At 30.1% G+C, this 20,028-nt stretch carries 21 protein-coding genes and 1 tRNA gene; 13 read left to right on the top strand and 9 right to left on the bottom strand.

Annotated elements, in window-relative coordinates:
- Window positions 1–41 precede the first annotated feature (41 nt).
- The 3 genes from V7P59_RS08945 to V7P59_RS08935 all read right to left on the bottom strand — a co-directional run bounded on the left by V7P59_RS08945 (window position 42) and on the right by V7P59_RS08935 (window position 3,821).
- Window positions 42–1,430 carry a bifunctional UDP-3-O-[3-hydroxymyristoyl] N-acetylglucosamine deacetylase/3-hydroxyacyl-ACP dehydratase gene (locus tag V7P59_RS08945; protein ID WP_333809822.1) on the bottom strand — a complete coding sequence of 463 codons (1,389 nt, stop codon included), beginning with the start codon at window positions 1,428–1,430 and terminating at the stop codon, window positions 42–44.
- Window positions 1,431–1,445: 15 nt separating this feature from the next.
- On the bottom strand, window positions 1,446–2,465 hold the full coding sequence (gene lpxD / locus V7P59_RS08940) for a UDP-3-O-(3-hydroxymyristoyl)glucosamine N-acyltransferase (protein ID WP_333809821.1): 1,020 nt from the start codon (window positions 2,463–2,465) through the stop codon (window positions 1,446–1,448).
- 120 nt (window positions 2,466–2,585) lie between these two features.
- Entirely contained in the window at window positions 2,586–3,821 is a 1,236-nt protein-coding gene (locus V7P59_RS08935; protein WP_333809820.1) for an HD domain-containing protein, read from the bottom strand.
- A 132-nt stretch (window positions 3,822–3,953) separates the two neighbouring features.
- Between V7P59_RS08935 and V7P59_RS08930 the strand changes: the two genes are divergently transcribed.
- The 6 genes from V7P59_RS08930 (at window position 3,954) to V7P59_RS08905 (ending at window position 8,160) form a co-directional block, all read left to right on the top strand.
- On the top strand, window positions 3,954–5,507 hold the full coding sequence (locus V7P59_RS08930) for a T9SS response regulator signal transducer PorX (RefSeq protein WP_333809819.1): 1,554 nt from the start codon (window positions 3,954–3,956) through the stop codon (window positions 5,505–5,507).
- 27 nt (window positions 5,508–5,534) lie between these two features.
- Complete coding sequence (tsaE, locus tag V7P59_RS08925; protein ID WP_333809818.1) at window positions 5,535–5,948, top strand: tRNA (adenosine(37)-N6)-threonylcarbamoyltransferase complex ATPase subunit type 1 TsaE; 414 nt, start codon at window positions 5,535–5,537, stop codon at window positions 5,946–5,948.
- A 100-nt stretch (window positions 5,949–6,048) separates the two neighbouring features.
- A complete protein-coding gene (locus V7P59_RS08920; protein WP_333809817.1) occupies window positions 6,049–7,245 on the top strand; it encodes an alanine dehydrogenase in 1,197 nt (398 codons plus the stop codon).
- A 59-nt stretch (window positions 7,246–7,304) separates the two neighbouring features.
- Window positions 7,305–7,691, top strand: coding sequence for a DUF4258 domain-containing protein (locus V7P59_RS08915; protein WP_333809816.1), 387 nt, complete (start codon window positions 7,305–7,307; stop codon window positions 7,689–7,691).
- Between the two features lie 82 nt (window positions 7,692–7,773).
- A tRNA-Val gene (locus V7P59_RS08910) sits at window positions 7,774–7,851 on the top strand.
- 33 nt (window positions 7,852–7,884) lie between these two features.
- Entirely contained in the window at window positions 7,885–8,160 is a 276-nt protein-coding gene (locus V7P59_RS08905) for a GIY-YIG nuclease family protein (RefSeq protein WP_333809894.1), read from the top strand.
- 146 nt (window positions 8,161–8,306) lie between these two features.
- Here V7P59_RS08905 and V7P59_RS08900 read toward each other — a convergent pair whose 3' ends face one another.
- Window positions 8,307–9,473 carry a proline dehydrogenase family protein gene (locus tag V7P59_RS08900; protein ID WP_333809815.1) on the bottom strand — a complete coding sequence of 389 codons (1,167 nt, stop codon included), beginning with the start codon at window positions 9,471–9,473 and terminating at the stop codon, window positions 8,307–8,309.
- Window positions 9,474–9,567: 94 nt separating this feature from the next.
- On the opposite strand from V7P59_RS08900, the gene aroB reads away from it, so the two are divergent.
- The 4 genes from aroB to V7P59_RS08880 all read left to right on the top strand — a co-directional run bounded on the left by aroB (window position 9,568) and on the right by V7P59_RS08880 (window position 13,800).
- The gene (gene aroB / locus V7P59_RS08895) at window positions 9,568–10,635 is read left to right on the top strand and encodes a 3-dehydroquinate synthase (protein ID WP_333809814.1); all 1,068 of its coding nucleotides are present in this window, start codon (window positions 9,568–9,570) and stop codon (window positions 10,633–10,635) included.
- A gap of 295 nt (window positions 10,636–10,930) precedes the next feature.
- Entirely contained in the window at window positions 10,931–12,340 is a 1,410-nt protein-coding gene (locus V7P59_RS08890) for an arginine decarboxylase (RefSeq protein WP_333809813.1), read from the top strand.
- 11 nt (window positions 12,341–12,351) lie between these two features.
- On the top strand, window positions 12,352–13,326 hold the full coding sequence (locus V7P59_RS08885) for a deoxyhypusine synthase family protein (protein WP_026726207.1): 975 nt from the start codon (window positions 12,352–12,354) through the stop codon (window positions 13,324–13,326).
- Window positions 13,327–13,413: 87 nt separating this feature from the next.
- Window positions 13,414–13,800: a DNA primase gene (locus tag V7P59_RS08880; RefSeq protein ID WP_333809812.1), complete on the top strand. Its 387-nt coding sequence runs from the start codon at window positions 13,414–13,416 to the stop codon at window positions 13,798–13,800.
- A gap of 37 nt (window positions 13,801–13,837) precedes the next feature.
- Here V7P59_RS08880 and V7P59_RS08875 read toward each other — a convergent pair whose 3' ends face one another.
- Genes V7P59_RS08875 through V7P59_RS08865 form a run of 3 tightly spaced genes read right to left on the bottom strand, consistent with a single transcriptional unit; the run spans window position 13,838 to window position 16,083 of the window.
- A complete protein-coding gene (locus tag V7P59_RS08875) occupies window positions 13,838–14,347 on the bottom strand; it encodes a DinB family protein (RefSeq protein ID WP_333809811.1) in 510 nt (169 codons plus the stop codon).
- Between the two features lie 44 nt (window positions 14,348–14,391).
- Window positions 14,392–14,871 (bottom strand): Lrp/AsnC family transcriptional regulator, encoded by a 480-nt coding sequence (locus V7P59_RS08870; protein WP_026726210.1) that lies wholly within the window; start codon window positions 14,869–14,871, stop codon window positions 14,392–14,394.
- A gap of 57 nt (window positions 14,872–14,928) precedes the next feature.
- Entirely contained in the window at window positions 14,929–16,083 is a 1,155-nt protein-coding gene (locus V7P59_RS08865; protein ID WP_333809810.1) for a M14 family metallopeptidase, read from the bottom strand.
- Window positions 16,084–16,385: 302 nt separating this feature from the next.
- Here V7P59_RS08865 and V7P59_RS08860 point away from each other — a divergent pair, with 302 nt between their 5' ends.
- Window positions 16,386–16,847, top strand: a complete 462-nt coding sequence (locus tag V7P59_RS08860) for a helix-turn-helix domain-containing protein (protein ID WP_333809809.1) — start codon at window positions 16,386–16,388, stop codon at window positions 16,845–16,847.
- Between the two features lie 474 nt (window positions 16,848–17,321).
- Here the strand turns inward: V7P59_RS08860 and V7P59_RS08855 are convergent, their stop codons facing one another.
- The gene (locus V7P59_RS08855) at window positions 17,322–17,876 is read right to left on the bottom strand and encodes a 1-acyl-sn-glycerol-3-phosphate acyltransferase (protein WP_333809808.1); all 555 of its coding nucleotides are present in this window, start codon (window positions 17,874–17,876) and stop codon (window positions 17,322–17,324) included.
- 55 nt (window positions 17,877–17,931) lie between these two features.
- Between V7P59_RS08855 and V7P59_RS08850 the strand changes: the two genes are divergently transcribed.
- Together V7P59_RS08850 and V7P59_RS08845 are read left to right on the top strand one after the other, a co-directional pair.
- On the top strand, window positions 17,932–18,594 hold the full coding sequence (locus V7P59_RS08850; RefSeq protein WP_333809807.1) for a spermidine synthase: 663 nt from the start codon (window positions 17,932–17,934) through the stop codon (window positions 18,592–18,594).
- Window positions 18,591–19,301, top strand: coding sequence for a potassium channel family protein (locus tag V7P59_RS08845; protein ID WP_333809806.1), 711 nt, complete (start codon window positions 18,591–18,593; stop codon window positions 19,299–19,301). Before V7P59_RS08850 ends, V7P59_RS08845 begins: the two co-directional genes overlap by 4 nt.
- Here V7P59_RS08845 and kdsB read toward each other — a convergent pair.
- Window positions 19,298–20,023 (bottom strand): 3-deoxy-manno-octulosonate cytidylyltransferase, encoded by a 726-nt coding sequence (gene kdsB / locus V7P59_RS08840; RefSeq protein WP_333809805.1) that lies wholly within the window; start codon window positions 20,021–20,023, stop codon window positions 19,298–19,300. The genes V7P59_RS08845 and kdsB overlap by 4 nt on opposite strands.
- Window positions 20,024–20,028 lie beyond the last annotated feature (5 nt).

Genomic DNA, 20,028 nt, shown 5'->3' with positions numbered 1-20,028 from the left:
TTGCTTACGCAAAGTTTTTTTAGTGGCGATTTCATATATCTTTATTTTACTTTAACAATTTGAGCCATCAATTCGGCTTCTGAAACTAATTTACCATTAGCATACGCATACGCTTGCATGTGACAAATTCCTCTTCTTATTGGAGAAATTAAATCGCATTTGAAGAATAAGGTATCACCAGGTAATACTTTATTTTTGAACTTAACATTATCAATTTTCATGAAATAGGTTAAATAATTTTCTGGATCTGGAACTGTGCTTAAAATTAAAATCCCTCCTGTTTGCGCCATTGCTTCAATTTGTAAAACTCCTGGCATTACTGGAGCTCCTGGAAAATGTCCAACGAAGAAATCTTCATTCATTGTAACATTCTTTAATCCAACAACATGAGAATCTGATAATTCTAAAATTTTATCTACTAATAAAAATGGTGGTCTATGAGGTAATAAATTCATAATACCATGAATATCCATTACAGGTTCTTTGTTGATATCATAACTAGGTACATTATTGCGCTCTTCTAATTTAATAATTTTAGCAATTTTCTTGGCAAACTGTGTATTTACATAATGTCCAGGCTTATTAGCAATAACTTTTCCTTGAATTCTTGTTCCAATTAAAGATAAATCACCAACTATATCCAACAATTTATGACGAGCCGCTTCATTAGGAAAATGTAAGGTTAGATTATCTAAAATTCCATTTGATTTTACGGAAATAGAATCTTTATTAAAAGCCTTCTTTAAATTTTCCATAGTTTCAGATGAAATTTCTTTATCAACATAAACAATAGCGTTATTCAAATCGCCACCCTTGATTAATCCATTATTTAAAAGAGATTCTAATTCATGTAAAAAACTAAATGTTCTACAATCTGCAATTTCTGCTTTAAATTCTTTTATGTTTTTCATGGTAGCATTTTGAGTTCCTAAAACTTTAGTACCAAAATCAACCATAGCGGTAACACAATATTCTTCAGACGGAATAACTGTAATTTCACTTCCAGTAGCTTCATCTAAAAATGAAATTACTTCTTTTACAACATAAACTTTTCGCTCCGCTTCTTGTTCAACTATACCTACTTTTTCAATAGCTTCTACAAAATATTTTGAAGAACCATCCATAATCGGAAGTTCAGAAGCATTTAATTCTATAATAACGTTATCTAAATCACAACCTACAAGCGCCGCTAAAACATGTTCAGGAGTTTGAATCATTACTCCTAATTTTTCTAAATTTGTTCCTCGTTGCGTATTTACAACATAATTTGCATCAGCTTCAATAATAGGTTGACCTTCTAAATCTACACGTACAAATGTAAATCCATTGTTTACAGGAGCTGGTTTAAAAGTCATCGTAACTTCTTGTCCTGTATGTAATCCTACACCTTTTAATGATATTTCTGCAGCAATTGTTGTTTGCTTAGCCATGATAAAAATTTTTAATTATTTTATTTTATTTCTTAATTCTTCTAAATCGGTAACAATCTTTGGTAAATTTCTAAAATGCACGAATGATTTTGCAAAATCTCCGTAATTAAATGCTGGGCTTCCTTGAACCACTTCACCAGCTTCTAAATTTTTTCCAATTCCTGATTGTGCTTGGATCTTTACACCATCCCCAATTACTAAATGTCCTGCAAAACCTACTTGACCACCTATTAAGCAGTTTTTCCCTATTTTGGTTGTTCCTGCAATACCAGTTTGAGCTGCAATTACAGTATTTTCTCCAATTTCAACGTTGTGAGCTACTTGAACATGATTATCAAGTTTTACTCCTTTTCTTATTATTGTAGAGCCTAATGTTGCTCTATCAACTGTAGTGCAAGCGCCAATTTCAACATTATCTTCAATAATTACATTACCTATTTGAGGGACTTTCGTATATGTTCCGTCTTCTTGAGGGGCAAAACCAAATCCATCAGATCCGATAATAGTTCCTGAATGAATAATGCAATTATTTCCAATTACACTTTCAGAGTATATTCTAACGCCAGCAAAGAAAACACAATTATCGCCAATGGTAACGTTATCACCAATAAAACTATTCGGATAAATTTTAACGTTATTTCCAATAGTTACATTTTTACCTACATAACAAAAACTTCCTAAATATAAATCAGAACCATAAGTTACGCCGTCTGAAATTACAGAAGGTTGCTCAATTCCTGATTTCATCAATTTTACTTGATTGTAGTATTCTAACAACTTTGAAAATGATTTATAAGCATCATCTACTTTAATTAAAGTAGTTGTTATTTCTTGCTCTGGCTCAAAAGTATTGTTAACAATCGTAACAGTTGCTTGAGTAGAATAAATGTAATTGATATATTTTGGGTTGGCCAAAAACGTCAATGAACCTTCGGTCCCTTCTTCTATTTTAGACAATTTAAATACTTCTGCATCTGGATTACCCACTACTTCGCCTTCTAAAATGCCTGCTATTTGTGCTGCTGTAAACTTCATTTAAAAATTTTATTACTATCTGTTAAGATAGACTTTGGAATATAAAAATACTCATTTTCATTTAATACCAAGTATTGATTCCTCTTCAACTTGGCAAAAATATAAAATTAAATTAAAAAGCTATGCTTCTAATACCACTTTTGGAAAACAAATAAAGTATTTTGTTACAGGTTTTGATAAAGCTTTCAAATGCAATTGATCTGAAGCTTCCACCACATCTTCAATGGTTTTATCTTTTTTCAAAATGCGAATAGGCTCACTGGATTTACTATAAGCTTGATTTTTTAACTTGCCTTTGAATACAAAATAATCTGCTTCTTTTTCAGAAATACCAGATATAGAAATGTATTTATTTTTAATTTCTAATAAGTTCTCTTTGTTTGGATTATCATCACTCATTTGAATCTTTAGTAAATCACGATTTAATATCATTTTACTAAGTGATTGTAATACATAATCATCATGAAATTGCCATGATTTTATTGCGCCTAAAACATCGTAATCATCCAAATAGGAAAATTTATCTAAAACATTTTTATCAAAATTTTCTAAAGAGATTTTATTCTGCAAGAAAAATTGTAACGATTCGCTACAAGGTAAAATTATCCCTTTTTGAGTTAATTCTTTGGCTCTTTTTAGAATTTTAGTTAAAATCAATTCTGCCACCACACTAGTTTTGTGTAAATATGCTTGCCAATACATCAATCTTCTGGCAACCAAAAATTTTTCTACAGAATAAATTCCTTTTTCCTCGATAACCAAATAATCATCCTGCACGTTCATCATTTGAATTAAACGCTCACTATTTATGTTTCCTTCGGCGACACCGCTGTAAAAACTATCGCGTTTTAGATAATCCATGCGATCCATATCCAATTGACTTGAAATCAATTGCAACATGAATTTTCTGTGATATTCGCCTTTAAAAACTTGAATTGCTAAACTTAGTTTACCATCAAACTCCTTATCTAATTGCTCCATAAACAACAACGATAATTCTTCATGATGCACTTCTTCTACAATACTATGTTCCATTGCATGACTATATGGGCCGTGACCAATATCGTGTAATAAAATCGCAATATACAGCGCATTTTCTTCTTCTTCTGAAATTGAAACACCTTTAAATTGCAAGGTTTGAACCGCTTTTTGCATGATATGCATACAACCCAAAGCATGATGAAAACGTGTATGATGAGCTCCTGGATACACCAAATACGACATTCCCATTTGAGAAATTCTTCGTAAACGCTGAAAGTAAGGATGCTGAATTAAATCGTAAATTAAACTGTTGGGAATGGTAATAAAACCATAAATAGGATCGTTGAATATTTTGAGTTTGTTGGTTTGGCTCACAATTTGATAATTTTAGTAACAAATGTAGCGATTTTTTACAAAATGAAATCGTTAAAAAGTATTCAAAATTTTATACAATATTTAATACAAACCTCGTTTAATAAATAGTAACTTGCACACAAATTAAGAAATATGAGTCAGATAAAAATACTTTGGGTAGACGATGAAATTGATTTATTAAAACCCCATATCCTCTTTCTAGAAAAGAAAAATTATCACGTAACCACTTGCAATAACGGACAAGATGCTATTGATTTATTCGAAGAAAATAATTTTGATATTGTTTTCTTAGATGAAAATATGCCTGGTTTGAGTGGCTTAGAAACGTTATCTGAATTAAAAGAAAAAAAATCTTCTGTTCCAGTGATTATGATCACTAAAAGTGAAGAAGAATATATCATGGAAGAAGCGATAGGATCTAAAATTGCTGATTATTTGATAAAGCCCGTAAATCCTAATCAAATTTTATTGAGTTTAAAGAAGAATTTAGATCATTCTCGTTTAATTTCCGAAAAAACAACTTTGGATTATCAAAAAGAATTCAGAAAAATAGCTATGGATTTGGCTATGGTGAATTCTTATGAAGATTGGGTTGAATTGTATAAAAAACTATTGTTTTGGGAATTAGAGCTGGAAAATATCGAAGACCAAAGCATGGTCGAAATTTTAGAGAGTCAGAAAACCGAGGCGAATGTTCAATTTGGAAAATTCATCGAACGTAATTATGAAGATTGGATTCAAAATCCAGATGATGCGCCTGTTCTATCACATCAAGTTTTTGGACAATATGTTGCGCCAGAGATTCGTAAAAAAGACAGACCTATTTTATTTGTTGTAATTGATAATTTACGATATGATCAATGGAAAGCTTTTGAAAACATAGTTAATAATTATTACAAATTAGAAAAAGAAGTAAGCTACTATTCTATCCTTCCAACTGCAACTCAATACGCAAGAAATGCTATTTTTTCTGGATTATTGCCTTTGGATATGGAGAAAAAATTTCCACAATATTGGAAAAACGATATTGATGATGGCGGAAAAAACCTGTATGAAGGCGAATTTCTTACAGAGCAATTAAAACGATTAGGATTAAACATTAAGCAAGAATATTATAAAATCACCAACTTTAAAGATGGTAAAAAATTAGCCGAGAATTTTAAAGCTTTAAAAAACAATGATTTAACAACCATTGTTTACAATTTTGTTGACATGCTTTCGCACGCTAAAACAGAAATGGAAGTTGTTAAAGAATTAGCTTCTGATGATAAAGCCTATCGTTCATTAACGGTAAGTTGGTTTAAAAATTCACCTTTATTAGATATCATTCAGCAAGCGCAAAAACAAGGATTTCGATTAATTTTAACAACTGATCATGGAACAATTAATTGTAAAAATCCTTCAAAAGTAATTGGTGATAAAAACACGAGTTTAAACCTTCGTTATAAAACAGGTAGAAGTTTAACTTATGAAGATAAAGACGTTTATGCTGTTAAAGACCCTAAGAAAATTGGATTGCCAGCACTAAATATGAGTAGCTCTTTTATATTTGCAAAAAACGACTTATTTTTGGCTTATGTGAATAACTACAATCATTATGTGAGTTATTACCGAAACACCTATCAACACGGAGGAATTTCATTAGAAGAAATGGTAATTCCGTTTTTAGTTTTAGAGCCAAGGTAATAGTGTTCAGTAAAAGGAAAATTTATTATGACCGTAATTTACAGTTTAGAAGAAATAAATGCCATTGCAAAACAAATTCTTGCTACACCATATTTAAAGAAAATCATAACGTTTCATGCGCCAATGGGTGCCGGAAAAACCACTTTAATTAAAGAATTAGTTAAAGAGTTGGGGGTTAAAGATAATTCAAGTAGCCCAACATTTTCTTTAGTGAACGAATATAGAACTCATGAAGACGAAATCGTGTATCACTTCGATTTGTATCGTTTAAATTCAGAAGAAGAAGGTTATGACATGGGATTAGACGAATATTTTTATTCTGATAATTGGTGTTTTATTGAATGGCCTGAAAAAACGCCAAATTTAATCCCAATAGATCATGCAAGTATTTCTATAAAAATTTTACCAAATGGTAAACGTGAATTAACGCTTAAAAATTAAATATTAAGAGAATAGAAAATTAGATGCTATTCTCTTTTTTTATGATTCTATTTCTCAAGTCTAAAATTATTCCTAATTTAGAACCTCAAAATCAAAAGTAATGTCGATATATAGTCCTTTTTCTGCTTCACAATTGCTTCCACAAGAAGAAAAACTCGAGGTAGCGCGTCATAAAAGCGAATTATTTATAGGAATTCCTAAAGAAACATCCTATCAGGAAAGAAGAATTTGCTTAACGCCTGATGCGGTTTCTTCATTAGTTTCTCACGGACATCGCGTAATGCTAGAAGCAGGTGCAGGTGAAAGTTCTAGTTATACCGACAAAGAATACAGTGATGCTGGCGCAGAAATTACGCAAGACACAAAAAAAGTATTGGGTTGCCCCATGATTTTGAAAGTAGAACCACCTACGCTTGCCGAAATTGAAATGATGAATCCACAAACGATTGTCATTTCTGCCATTCAATTAAAAACACAAAAAAAAGAATATTTTGAAGCATTAGCCAATAAAAGGATTACAGCTTTAGCTTTCGAATTTATTAAGGATGAAGACGGTTCATATCCAGCCGTAAAATCACTATCAGAAATTGCAGGAACTGCTTCTATTTTAATCGCTTCAGAATTAATGATTGGTGAAAAAATTGGAAAAGGTTTACTTTTTGGTAATATTACTGGTGTTCCTCCAACAAAAGTTGTTATCATTGGTGCTGGAACAGTAGCTGAATATGCAGCAAGAACTGCACTTGGTTTAGGTGCTCATGTAAAAGTTTTTGATAATTCTATTACTAAGTTACGTCGTTTACAAAATACGTTAAATCAAAGGATTTTTACTTCAACTATACAAGACAAATCACTTTTAAAAGCATTAAGACGTTGCGATGTTGCAATTGGCGCTATGAAAGGTAAAAATAGAGCCCCAGTGGTAGTTACTGAAACCATGGTAGAACACATGAAAAAAGGTGCTGTTATTGTAGATGTGAGCATTGATACGGGTGGTTGTTTTGAAACTTCGGAAGTCACTACTCATGAAAAACCAACCTTCATTAAAAATGGCGTTATTCATTATTGTGTACCAAATATTCCCTCCCGTTATTCAAAAACAGCTTCAATGTCAATTAGTAACATTATTACTCCTTTCTTATTACATATTGCCGAAGATGGTGGAATTGAAAGTGCTATTCGTTGTAACAGAGGTTTAAAAAACGGAATTTACAGCTATCATGGCTTACTTACTAACAAGGCGATTGCCGATTGGTTTAACTTAGAATATCGCGATATCAATCTGATTGTTTTTTAAAATCAAAATCTATAGACTATATGTATAATTTAAACTAAATTTGCAGAAATTATTAATTTATGAAGTTCCAGTTTAGATTAGCATATTATTTATTTGGGTTATTATTAGGAGCAGTTTTTGTAATGTGGTTTTTAAAATCGAAAGCTACTGATAAAGGTGTAGAATTTTGTTATTTTCCAAATTGTAGAGTTCTGAAAGATTTACGTAGTAAATCATTAGAAATTGATTCACTTGCACAAAAATCTTTAGATGCTAAATGGGTTACCCTAGAAGATATTCGTAATAGTATGCGCTATGGAGATGTTGATTTTTCAAAAAGTAATGAAGCCTACAGAAAAGGGAAAATTTATGTAATTGAAGGTAAAACTTCTAATAATGAAGAGATTACCATAACCATGGTTAATTATACCAATAAAGTCTTGTTGGAAAAGATAGAAAAAAAGTAATTTTTATTCAAAATTTCTTGCAGATACAAATAATACTTGTATATTTGCACTCGCAATACAGAAATAGTAAAGCACTTTATTGGGGCAATTAGCTCAGCTGGTTCAGAGCACCTCGTTTACACCGAGGGGGTCAGGGGTTCGAATCCCTTATTGCCCACCAAATTTAAATCCTACAGAAATGTAGGATTTTTTTATACGTCAAAAATTAATTTATATACCATACACTGTTTACATTCTCCACAGTCATACTGAAGACAAATTCTATATTGGATGTACAACAAATTTATCAGAACGAATTATTCGACATAATCAAAAAAGTAAAGGTTTTACTGGTTCTACAAATGATTGGATTTTAGTTTACCAAGAAGAATTTAACTCACAAAGCGAAGCTATTCAGAGAGAAAAGCAAATCAAAAACTGGAAAAGTAAAATCAAAATTAAAGAATTAATTCAACAAAATAATTATTAGCTCAGTTATTTCAGTGCATCCCGAATTTATCGGGAGGGTCAGGGGTTCGAATCCCTTATTGCCCACCAAATTTAAACCCTACGGGAATGTAGGATTTTTGTTTTTATACTCTAAAAAGTAAAAATCCCACTAATGTGGGATTCTAATTATAACTTTCTACGTTCTTTTTCTTTCTTAATCAACGTTAACTCTCTACTAGTTTGTCCAGCTACCGAAGTATTTTCCTCTGCCCTTCTTATCAGATAAGGCATCACATCTCTCACTGGACCAAAAGGCAAGTATTTTGCAACATTATAACCTTCAGCCGCCAAATTGAAACTAATGTTATCACTCATTCCTAATAATTGACCAAAGAAAATACGTTTGTCATTCTTTGCAATTCCTTTTTCTTCCATCAATTCCATTAATTTGTAAGAACTATTTTCATTGTGTGTACCCGCAAAAATTGCCATTCTATCAATATTTTCAACCATAAACAAAACAGCTGCATCGTAATTGATATCGGTAGCTTCTTTAGATTCACAAATTGGCGATTTTTGTCCACGTTCAGCCGCTCTATCATTTTCTTTTTCCATGTAGGCGCCACGAACTAATTTCATTCCAATGTAAAAACCTTCAGCTTTTGCTTGTTCATGAAGATTTTTTAAATAATCTAATCGATCCCAACGATACATTTGTAATGTGTTAAAAACAATAGCTTTTTGTTTGTTGTATTTGCGCATCATGTCAGTTACAATTGCATCAGCAGCATCTTGCATCCAACTTTCTTCAGCATCAATCAATAATAAAACATCTTTTTCAAATGCTGTTTTACAAGCAATATCAAAGCGTTCAATTACTCTGTTCCATTCCTTTTGTTCGTTTTCTGTTAAATAAGCCTTCTCTCCTATTTTTTCATACAATGCTAAACGCCCGAATCCAGTTGGTTTAAATACTGCAAACGGAATTGCTTCTCTTTCTCTAGCAAATTCAATTGTTTTTAAAGTCATGTTCAAAGCAGCGTCAAATTGCGCTTCTTCTTCTTTTCCTTCAACAGAATAATCTAAAACCGAAGAAACTCCTTTTGTGTACATTTTATCTACCACTCGAAGACAATCCGTTTCGTTAACACCACCACAAAAATGATCAAAAACAGTTGAACGAATTAAACCCTCAACTGGCAAATGAGCTTTTAAAGCAAAATTTGTTACCGCTGTTCCAATTTTAACTAAAGGCTGACTGTCTATTAATTTGAATAAAAAATAAGCTCTTTCTAATTCGGTGTCACTTTTTAATGCAAAAGCAACTTCTGTATTATTAAATAGTGTGTTCATTATGTTTTAAAATAAAGTGATACAAATATACGCTACAGTTATCGAATAATAAATAAAAAATAACGTATTTTGCAGCCTAATTTTACACATATTCATGCAAACCATACAAGCGACTAATTATTCCGTATTTTTTAATGAAAAAGGCTATGAAAAACTAGCTTCATATCTTATTCCTTCAAGCTATTCAAGAATTTTTATTTTAGTTGATGATAATACCTCTCAGCATTGTTTACCTCATTTATTAAACAATTTGGCTACCGAAATAGAAATTGAAATCATTGAATTGGAATCTGGTGAAGTTCATAAAAATATTGCGACTTGTACTGAAGTTTGGGCAGCATTGTCAGAATTAGGAGCTGATAGAAAAAGTATCATCATAAATTTAGGTGGGGGTGTAATCTCTGATTTGGGCGGATTTGTAGCTTGTACATTTAAAAGAGGTATAGATTTTATTAATATTCCTACTACTTTACTTTCTATGGTTGATGCTTCAATTGGAGGAAAAAACGGTGTCGATTTAGGTAATTTAAAAAATCAAATCGGGATAATCCGTGAACCTAAAGCAGTTATTGTGGATACGGAATTCTTAAGTACATTATCGCAAAAAGAAATGCGTTCCGGATTAGCAGAAATGCTTAAACACGGATTAATTTTTGATAAAAAATATTGGGATAAATTTAAAAGTCTAAATAACTTAAATACAGATGATTTAAATGAACTAATTCATCAATCAATTGAAATAAAGAACACAATTGTTTGTGAAGATTTAACTGAAAACGGAATTAGAAAAGCCTTGAATTTTGGACATACTCTAGGTCATGCAATCGAAAGTTATTTTTTAGACAATGAAAATAAAACTAACTTACTTCATGGCGAAGCAATTGCAGCTGGAATGATTCTAGAGAGCTACATTTCTAAAGAAAAAAAATTATTATCAAATGAAGAATATCAAGAAATTAAATACATTATAAACGATATTTTTGAACGAATTGAATTTAATGAAAACGACATTAATCAAATTATTGAACTATTAATTTTCGACAAAAAAAATGAATTTGGAAAAGTACAATTTGCATTACTTGATGGAATTGGAAAAATTAAAATTAATCAAGAAGCTAACAATGAATTGATTTTCAAGGCTTTTAAAGATTATGCTCTCTAATTATTTTTTTAATTTTTCTTTAAATAATAGCCATTTTATTTTTTAACTTTGCACCAATGAAAGAGAACAACAATACTAATAATTACAACAGGATTCTTGATAATAGGAATGCTGACTTATCCATTATTGAAAGATTGTTCTTTTCTGTTTTTTGTTTTCACATAATTGATTTATTTGCATTATCGAAAACTTTTAGTGAAAAACTATTAATTCGATTTGCGAATATAAGGGTTTGAAAATTAAGATTAAAATCAAGTATACTTAAGCTTTTTTAATTTTAATCTTATTTTTCAAAATGAACACTAAATATTACGACTTAATTAATCAGACTTTTTACTTTCCTCAAGAAGAATTTACTTTAAACAAAGACAATCTTCAGTTTCATGGTATCGATTTAATGAAATTGGTTGAAGAATATGGTACACCATTAAAATTCACTTATTTACCTAAAATTTCTCAAAATATTAATAAAGCCAAAATGTGGTTTAGAAATGCAATGGAAAAGCATGATTATGATGCAAAGTATTTCTATTGTTATTGCACAAAAAGCTCTCATTTTGAGTTTATTTTAAACGAAGCTTTAAAAAACAATATTCATATTGAAACTTCATCAGCTTTTGATATCAACATTGTTGAAAGCTTAATGGAGCAAGGAAAAATAAATAAAAATACATTCGTTGTATGTAACGGATTTAAACGCGATCAATATGTAACAAATATTGCTCGTTTGATTAATAACGGACATAAAAATACCATTCCGGTAATTGATAATTTTGAAGAATTAGATTTACTTCAAGAAGAAATTGAAGGGAAATTTAAAATTGGAATTCGTATTGCTGCTGAAGAAGAACCAAAATTTGAGTTTTATACTTCACGTTTAGGAATTGGATATAAAGATATTGTTCCTTTCTACAGAAAACAAATTGCTGAAAACAAGAAAGTAGAATTAAAAATGCTTCACTTCTTTATTAATGCAGGTATTCGTGACACAGCTTACTATTGGAACGAATTATTAAAATGTATGAAAGTATACATTGCATTAAAAAAGGAATGTCCATCATTAGATAGCTTAAACATCGGTGGCGGATTCCCAATTAAAAATTCACTAGCTTTTGATTACGATTATCAATACATGGTAGATGAAATTTTAAACCAAATCAAAATTGCTTGTGATGATGCAGAGGTTGCTGTTCCACATATTTTCACAGAATTTGGTTCGTTTACTGTTGGTGAATCAGGAGGTGCATTATACCAAGTGTTATATCAAAAGAAACAAAACGATAGAGAGAATTGGAATATGATAGATTCCTCTTTTATCACTACACTACCTGATACTTGGGCAATTAACAAGCGTTTTGTAATGCTAGCTGTTAATCGTTGGAATGATACATATGAAAGAGTTCTTTTAGGAGGATTAACATGTGATGGTGATGATTATTATAATTCTGAGCAGCACATGAATGCCGTTTATTTACCAAAATACAATAAAGAAAAACCATTATACATCGGTTTCTTTAACACAGGAGCTTATCAGGAAACCATTGGAGGTTTTGGCGGATTGAGTCACTGTATTTTACCACAACCAAAGCATATTTTAATAGATAAAGACAAAAACGGAATAATTGCCACTGAAGTTTTTTCAGAGCAACAAAAAGCCGAGGACGTTTTAGAAATTTTAGGATACAACAAGAAAAAAGAACAATAAAATAAAAAGTAATGAGCAAAGGACCAATTAGTCAGTTTATCGAGAAACATTATCTTCACTTTAATTCTGCTGCTTTAGTAGATGCTGCAAAAGGATATGAAGAACATTTATTAGACAACGGAAAAATGATGATTACATTAGCTGGTGCTATGAGTACAGCTGAGTTAGGGAAATCATTAGCCGAGATGATTCGTCAAGATAAAGTACATATTATTTCTTGTACTGGTGCTAATTTAGAAGAAGACATCATGAACTTGGTAGCTCATAATTCATACAAAAGAGTTCCAAATTACAGAGATTTATCACCACAAGAAGAATGGGATTTATTAGAAAACCATTATAATCGTGTAACGGATACTTGTATTCCTGAAGAAGAGGCTTTCAGAAGATTACAACAACATTTATTTGACATTTGGAACAATGCCGATTCAAAAGGAGAACGCTATTTTCCACATGAATTCATGTACCAAATGATTAATTCAGGTGTATTAGAGCAATACTACGAAATCGATCCAAAAGATTCTTGGATGGTAGCTGCTGCAGAAAAGAATTTACCAATTGTTGTTCCAGGATGGGAAGATAGTACAATGGGTAATATTTTTGCTTCTTACTGTATCAAAGGGGAATTCAAAGCTACAACTATGAAAAGTGGTGTTGAATACATGATGTGGTTAGCAGATTGGTACACGAAAAATTGTGAAGGAAAAGGAATTGGTTTTTTCCAAATTGGTGGTGGTATTGCAGGAGACTTTCCTATCTGTGTAGTTCCTATGTTATATCAAGATATGGAAATGCATGATGTACCATTTTGGAGCTATTTTTGCCAGATTTCTGACTCTACAACTAGTTACGGATCTTATTCTGGAGCTGTTCCAAACGAAAAAATTACCTGGGGTAAATTAGATATTACCACACCTAAATTTATCGTAGAGTCTGATGCTACGATAGTTGCACCATTAATGTTTGCTTACGTTTTAGGTTGGTAATTTTTTTAAAAAAAATATTAAATTTTACTTGAAAATATAAGCAAAGGATAGTACTTTTGAAAAAATTACAAGATTAAAACCTACCCAATGAAAAGAGTTATTGTTGATTACGCAAAATTAACAAATGAAATCTTAACCTTATTAGTTGAGAAGTTCCCCGATGGATATGATGATTCGGATGTTATTCGTTTTAAAAATGCTAAGAATGAAACAGTTGAAGCTGTAGAAGTTCGTACAGAAGATACTATTTACTTGGTAAAAGTAAGTACTAAACTAGCTGACAGAATAGAAAATTACGACGAAGATGACATTATCGAAGATGATGTGGTAGTAGTACCAGATGAAAAAATCGGAGCTCTGAAAGACTTAGATATTGAAGACGACGATGACGATGATGATATTTCAAATGATTCTGATGATATTGAAGATTCTGAAGATGGTGATGATGATGCGGACGAAGAAGATGAATATTAACATATAAAAAAAAGGGATTCAGTTTGAATCCCTTTTTTTATAAATATCTTTCTAGAATTATATTTTTATGATGTAATTCATGTCCTAATGTTATATACCCTATAGCTCTAACAGAAACGGAGTTATTAGAAGCAGTGCCCAATCGAAGTAAATCTTCACTAGTAAAAGTTTCAAACAAACTTATTGTAGCATTTCTTACCGTTTCATACTCTGCCAACAAACTTTCGTATTCTCTATTATTAGCATTAGCTGTATTTACATAATCATTTTCCTCAAATCCAGGTAATGCAGTTTCGTCATTTCTAGCAATTCGCAAAGCTCTATAGGTAAAAATTCTTTCAGCATCAATCAAATGCAATATAATATCTTTTATTGTCCACTTCCCATCGGCATATCGAAATTCATGTTTAAAAACAGGTATTGATTTAAAGAAATGCAAGATTTCTTCTCTTTGTTTAAGAAGTCCTTTCACTATATCTTGCTCAGGAACTAGTTTGATATAATTCTCATAATAAGGAGCAAATTCGTTTGGTTTTAAATTTTTCATAATTTAAAGATATAAAAAAAGCCTCAATAAGAGGCTTCCGTATTTTACAATTCTTTAAAAATCGTATGCATTAATCGTTTCTTATCGTTAATGCTTTCTTCTAAAGAAATCATCGTTTCTGTTCTGTAAACACCTTCGATATCGTCTATCATAAAGATTACTTCTTTTGCGTGTTTAGTATCTTTAGCTCTAATTTTACAGAAAATATTGAATTTCCCTGTAGTTACGTGAGCAACTGTTACGAATGGTATTTGATTAATTCGCTCTAAAACGAATTTAGTTTGAGACGTATTGTGTAAGAAAACCCCAACATAAGCGATGAAAGAATATCCTAATTTCTCATAGTCTAATGTTAATGAAGAACCTTGAATGATTCCTGCGTCTTCCATTTTCTTTACCCTAACATGAACAGTCCCTGCAGAAATTAATAATTTTTTTGCAATATCTGTAAAAGGAACTCTCGTGTTATCAATCAACATGTCCAAAATTTGATGATCTACTTCATCTAAACGAAACTTACTCATAAGTGCTTATAATAATTGTTAAATTTTTGATTTTTATTCAAATCCGAAGCAAATTTATCAAATAATTTTTACACCATTGTTAAATTTTGTTAAATTATTGATAAAAAAACTAGAATTATCTCCTATTTTTGGAAAATTAGACGTTTTTGAAGAAAATAATCCATTTTTACAATCATATTCTACATGTCCTTTAAAATCTTGCAAATTATTAATCTTATCAATAATTGCTATGAATTTTAATTCTCCTTGTTCTATTACTTCAGTATATTGAGCTGCAAAGTTAATTATTTTTTCTTCATTATTATCGATAATTTTGACATTTTTATAAATAAAATCATAAAAACATTTGTTATTTTGAGGAATATTTAAATATTTACTCAATTCATTATCAACTATAACGTTTTCGTAACTAGCATCAAATGAACTCAAAAGCGCTACAAAAATGTATTTTCGAACTTGATCTCTATCATAATCCTTTTCATAATGTCCTGCTTCAAATAATATAGTAGGTGTATTTTGTGTTGTAAAATAATCTCCCGTACAATTCACATTATAACTATCATCAAAACGCCCTACTTGATTTGGAATATAAACTTGTAACGCATTATTCATCTTATTTATTATACTAATTGATTTTAATCGCACCGAATTATACTCTCTTAATTCATTAAATGCAGGTGATAAAAAAGATACCGTTGCAGGTAGATTGTATCCTTCTGTACCAAATATCGTGCGTTGATCGTGTAAATTATAACAATAATCAGGTTGAAAATCCGTATAAATCTTTCTTAAAAGCTGCATTTCAGGCTGAGTAGCATTAAAAGCATCTCTATTTAAGTCCACTTTATTAGCATTTTCTCTTGTGTACAAATAAGCTCCATCTGGATTTAGCATAGGAATGCATAATAATGTATAATTCAATTTAATTCTTTTTGCGAATTCATTATCTGATTGTAAGAAATTAAAGAAATCTAATAGTCCTTTTGTTGTGGTTGATTCATTCCCATGCATTTGTGACCACATCAAAACTTTGGTTTTCCCGGTTCCAATTTTAACTTGATGAATTGCTCTTCCTTGAACGGATTTACCAATTTGTGAAATTTCAAAATCAGAATTTAACGATTGTAATAGTGGAAAAATAGAATCTAAATGAATATACTTTCCTTTTAATTTCGGCTCTAAAAATTGAGTTGCTAATTGTAAATAATCCATGCTTTTATTTTGATTTACAAATGTAAACAACTTTAATTTTACAATTGTAAACACGGTAAATAACTATATAATTTACTTTTGTAAACGATTTCAATTATTGTATATAGTTAACTATAGTGTATTAATTTACAAAATTGAATAGACAAATATTCAAACACATATTTAGTTTTAAATCAATGCATTATATCCAATTAAATAAAGTTATATTTTAATTTTAAAATTATTATTTACATATGTAAACTTGCGTGTTTTATTTACTTTGTTTACATTTGTAACTTTGTAATTCAAAACAACTATTTACAATGGTGAACATAGATGATTTTATTAAACGGCTTGAAATTATACTTGAATATTATAATTTATCTGCATCTGCATTTGCAGATAAAATCAATGTGCAGCGTTCTAGTTTGTCTCACCTACTCTCAGGTCGAAATAAGCCAAGTTTAGATTTCATCATTAAAGTTATTGAAGTTTTTCCTGAAGTAGATTTATATTGGATATTAAATGGAAAAGGAAATTTTCCTAAATCTGAAACTACATCTCCTACTCTTTCAGAATCAGAAAATGAAGTCATACCTCCATCTATTGAATCAAATACTAACTTGACGCCTGACTTATTTTCATCAGTAGAAAAAACTACTTCAATTATTTCTTCTGAAAGAAAAAATTCTGATATGCTTCAAAATGACAATGTAGATTCAGAAGAAATTGAAAGAATTGTTATTTTCTTTAAAAATGGAACTTTTAAAAATTACAAGCCATAAAAAATGCTCTGAATTTCTTCAGAGCACATTCTCAATAGAATTTTAAACAACTAACACGATTTAATATCAGTTCATTGATATAATAAATATATTTTAGAGTAAGATATATTAAAATCTTCAGGTACAATATTCAAAAAGCAACAACGACAGGGTTTTTAAAATGTTAAGTTGTACACATAAAGTTTGATTTTCATAGCAATCATTCTCGAAATTTCTGTCTCTTTTGTATCAGAAATATTTTTAAACACTTTATCAAACCACTGTCGGCGCTTTTAGGACTGAAAAAATTCAGCATATTCTAGGGGGAACATTTATTTTTAACTACCTTATTATGAAAATCTTAGACATAAAAAAACTACTGTATTTACAAAGTGCTTGCAATACGGTTAAGAAAACTAAACCATATAGTTTTTCATGAATAAGAATTTTGTTTTCTCCTATTTACGAAAAACAATTCTTTATGGTTTTAAAAAATTAAATATTTGTGAAACTTTTTTCAGGAAACTTACCTAAAACCCCATTGTAGTAAGATTTTAGCACTTTAAAATCATGTTGAATATCATTAGTAGTTTTATATGGTTCATGAATTCTAACTTCTTTTTTTCCATAATCAAATGCTACTGGTATGATGGGAACATTTGCTTTTTGGGCAATAAAATAAAATCCAGTTTTCCATTCTTCAACTTTTTTTCGAGTTCCCTCTGGAGCAATAGCTAATCTAAAAACCTCTTTCTTATCAAATATTGAAGCAATGGCATCTACTTTATTTTCGTTCTTTTGACGGTTCAATGGGGTTCCTCCCATCCATTTAAAATAAAAATTAAAAGGAAAAACAAATAGTTCTTTTTTAGCTACAAAATTCATTTCTAATTGTACAATCCCACGGGTAAATACTCCAACAAAAAAATCAAACCAACTGGTATGTGGAACAACAATCATAACACATTTTTTAAGTTTAGGATCAATTGTTCCTACAATTTTCCAGCCTAAAATTTTGAAGAAAATGAATTTGTATAAAATTTGTTTCATTAGCGCTATTTTGAGACAAAAATAAAATTATATTTACGATTACAAACAAAATTACATGATTAAGCAATTACTTAGTTTTTTATTCCCTATAAAAGTTCACCAACGAAAATCGGTTTACAGTAAAAATCTTGAAGTTACATGGAATAACGGTTATTTGGTTTTAGACTCTGAAAACACCAACTATTCTTTTGGAAGTTTACAACGTGTACTTAAAAAAGGATTGAAATATATTGGTTATGAACGAATTCAGAATTTTCAATCAATATTAGTGCTAGGTGTTGCTGGAGGGAGTGTTATTGAAACTCTCAAAAAAGAAATTAAATTTGAAGGTAAAATTACGGGAGTAGAAATTGATGCAGCAGTTGTAGAATTAGCAACAAAATATTTTGGCTTAGAAAATTACAACAACGTTTCCATTGTGATTGATGATGCTTTTGAATTTGTTTTAAAAACCAAAGAAAAATACGATTTAATTATTATTGATATCTTTCAAGATACAATAATGCCTAATTTTTTATTTGAAGATTTCTTCATAAATCGTATTAATTTTTTACTTAATGTAAATGGTTTTATCTTATTTAATACTATGGTTTTAGATTATCAAGACAGAAGACGAAATGTTAATTATAAGAATAAATTTGATTCTAATTATTCAGTGCGACTGTATCCAAAAATCGAAGTTCATAATGAATTGTTTACTATAAAAAAATTAGCATGATGAGCGTAATAAAAAAGTTATTGGTTGGAAAAGTAAATAAAATCAATCATCACAATATTAGTCCTATTAAAAAAACGATTCTAAATATCAGAGCTATTTGGAATAATGACCATGAAGAAGATAACGGAATAGAAAAAATTGTTCGATTATTTCTTTCTTCATCTCAATTATTATTTCCAGGTATTTACATTAAGCATTATGCAAATAAATTTGGTCACGAATATAAAGACCTAGCTATGGATTTTTATATTTTAGCTAAAGTTATTTTCCCGGTTCTAATTTTAACAAATGACTGGCAAAACTATAACTATGTGATATATATCTTGATATATGTTTTGTTAGAAACAGTTTTGTATATCCCAACATTAATCTTTGCTTCCGATGTGTTTTCACAACCACGTTCTTATAAAAGATCAATGTTGTTATTGTTTTTCAATTATCTAGAATCGGTTTTGTCTTTTGCTGTTTTTTATAGAACTGGTGATTATTTGAATGAGCCTTTAAATAACTGGTTTGATGCTGTTTATTATAGCTTTGTAACTTCTTCGACTATTGGTTATGGCGATTATTATCCTGTAGCCACACAAGGAAAAATTTTTACGATTATGCAGGTATTTCTATTTTTATTTTTTGTGATTTTATTTATGAATTTCTTCTCTTCAAAAATCAAGACCAAAGGTTATTTTAATGATAAATCAGATTTTTAAAGTAGTTTTCTAGCTTTTTCTAAATCTTCTGGAGTATCAATTCCGATGCTTCCGTGAGAAGTTTCTACCATTTTGATACGTTTCCCATATTCTAAGTATCGGAGTTGTTCTAGTTTTTCAGAAGCTTCTAAAGATAACATAGGTAAGCGATAAAAATCCATTAGTGCTTCTTTTCTAAAAGCATAAATTCCAATATGTTTCATATAACGAACACCAACATTTTCTTCTCTTGGAAAAGGAATTACAGAACGCGAAAAGTATAAGGCAAAGCCTTGTTGATCTGTAATTACTTTTACGTTGTTTGGATTATTAATTTCTTCTTTATCAGTAATTTGAAACATTAAAGAACCTAAATCGACTTTCTTTTCTGTATCGTTTTTAAAAACTTCGATTAATTCTTCTAAAGGTTTTTTATTGATAAAAGGTTCATCGCCTTGAACATTAATTACAACGTCAACCTCCATGTTTTCAACAGCTTCTGCAATTCTGTCGCTTCCACTTTCGTGTTCTTTTATTGACATAATGGCTTTTCCTCCATTCGAAATAATTTCATTGTAAATTAAATCAGAATCCGTCACAACAAAAACATCATGAAACAGATTGGTTGAAATAGCTGCTTCATAGGTTCTAAGAATTACTGTTTTGCCTCCCAAATCTTGCATTAATTTTGCTGGGAAACGTGTAGAAGCATATCGAGCGGGAATTACAGCTATTATTTTCATGGTTA

The organism is Flavobacterium sp., assembly GCF_036782315.1.
Lineage (GTDB): Bacteria > Bacteroidota > Bacteroidia > Flavobacteriales > Flavobacteriaceae > Flavobacterium.
Note: the sequence above shows the minus strand (reverse complement) of the source record. Positions and strands in the feature narration are given on the sequence as shown.

Coding starts and splice junctions, on each gene's coding strand:
- V7P59_RS08945 (WP_333809822.1), bottom strand. CDS start 1,430: ATGGCTAAGCAAACAACAATTGCTGCAGAAATATCATTAAAAGGTGTA.
- lpxD (WP_333809821.1), bottom strand. CDS start 2,465: ATGAAGTTTACAGCAGCACAAATAGCAGGCATTTTAGAAGGCGAAGTA.
- V7P59_RS08930 (WP_333809819.1), top strand. CDS start 3,954: ATGAGTCAGATAAAAATACTTTGGGTAGACGATGAAATTGATTTATTA.
- tsaE (WP_333809818.1), top strand. CDS start 5,535: ATGACCGTAATTTACAGTTTAGAAGAAATAAATGCCATTGCAAAACAA.
- V7P59_RS08920 (WP_333809817.1), top strand. CDS start 6,049: ATGTCGATATATAGTCCTTTTTCTGCTTCACAATTGCTTCCACAAGAA.
- V7P59_RS08915 (WP_333809816.1), top strand. CDS start 7,305: ATGAAGTTCCAGTTTAGATTAGCATATTATTTATTTGGGTTATTATTA.
- V7P59_RS08900 (WP_333809815.1), bottom strand. CDS start 9,473: ATGAACACACTATTTAATAATACAGAAGTTGCTTTTGCATTAAAAAGT.
- aroB (WP_333809814.1), top strand. CDS start 9,568: ATGCAAACCATACAAGCGACTAATTATTCCGTATTTTTTAATGAAAAA.
- V7P59_RS08890 (WP_333809813.1), top strand. CDS start 10,931: ATGAACACTAAATATTACGACTTAATTAATCAGACTTTTTACTTTCCT.
- V7P59_RS08885 (WP_026726207.1), top strand. CDS start 12,352: ATGAGCAAAGGACCAATTAGTCAGTTTATCGAGAAACATTATCTTCAC.
- V7P59_RS08880 (WP_333809812.1), top strand. CDS start 13,414: ATGAAAAGAGTTATTGTTGATTACGCAAAATTAACAAATGAAATCTTA.
- V7P59_RS08875 (WP_333809811.1), bottom strand. CDS start 14,347: ATGAAAAATTTAAAACCAAACGAATTTGCTCCTTATTATGAGAATTAT.
- V7P59_RS08870 (WP_026726210.1), bottom strand. CDS start 14,871: ATGAGTAAGTTTCGTTTAGATGAAGTAGATCATCAAATTTTGGACATG.
- V7P59_RS08865 (WP_333809810.1), bottom strand. CDS start 16,083: ATGGATTATTTACAATTAGCAACTCAATTTTTAGAGCCGAAATTAAAA.
- V7P59_RS08860 (WP_333809809.1), top strand. CDS start 16,386: ATGGTGAACATAGATGATTTTATTAAACGGCTTGAAATTATACTTGAA.
- V7P59_RS08855 (WP_333809808.1), bottom strand. CDS start 17,876: ATGAAACAAATTTTATACAAATTCATTTTCTTCAAAATTTTAGGCTGG.
- V7P59_RS08850 (WP_333809807.1), top strand. CDS start 17,932: ATGATTAAGCAATTACTTAGTTTTTTATTCCCTATAAAAGTTCACCAA.
- V7P59_RS08845 (WP_333809806.1), top strand. CDS start 18,591: ATGATGAGCGTAATAAAAAAGTTATTGGTTGGAAAAGTAAATAAAATC.
- kdsB (WP_333809805.1), bottom strand. CDS start 20,023: ATGAAAATAATAGCTGTAATTCCCGCTCGATATGCTTCTACACGTTTC.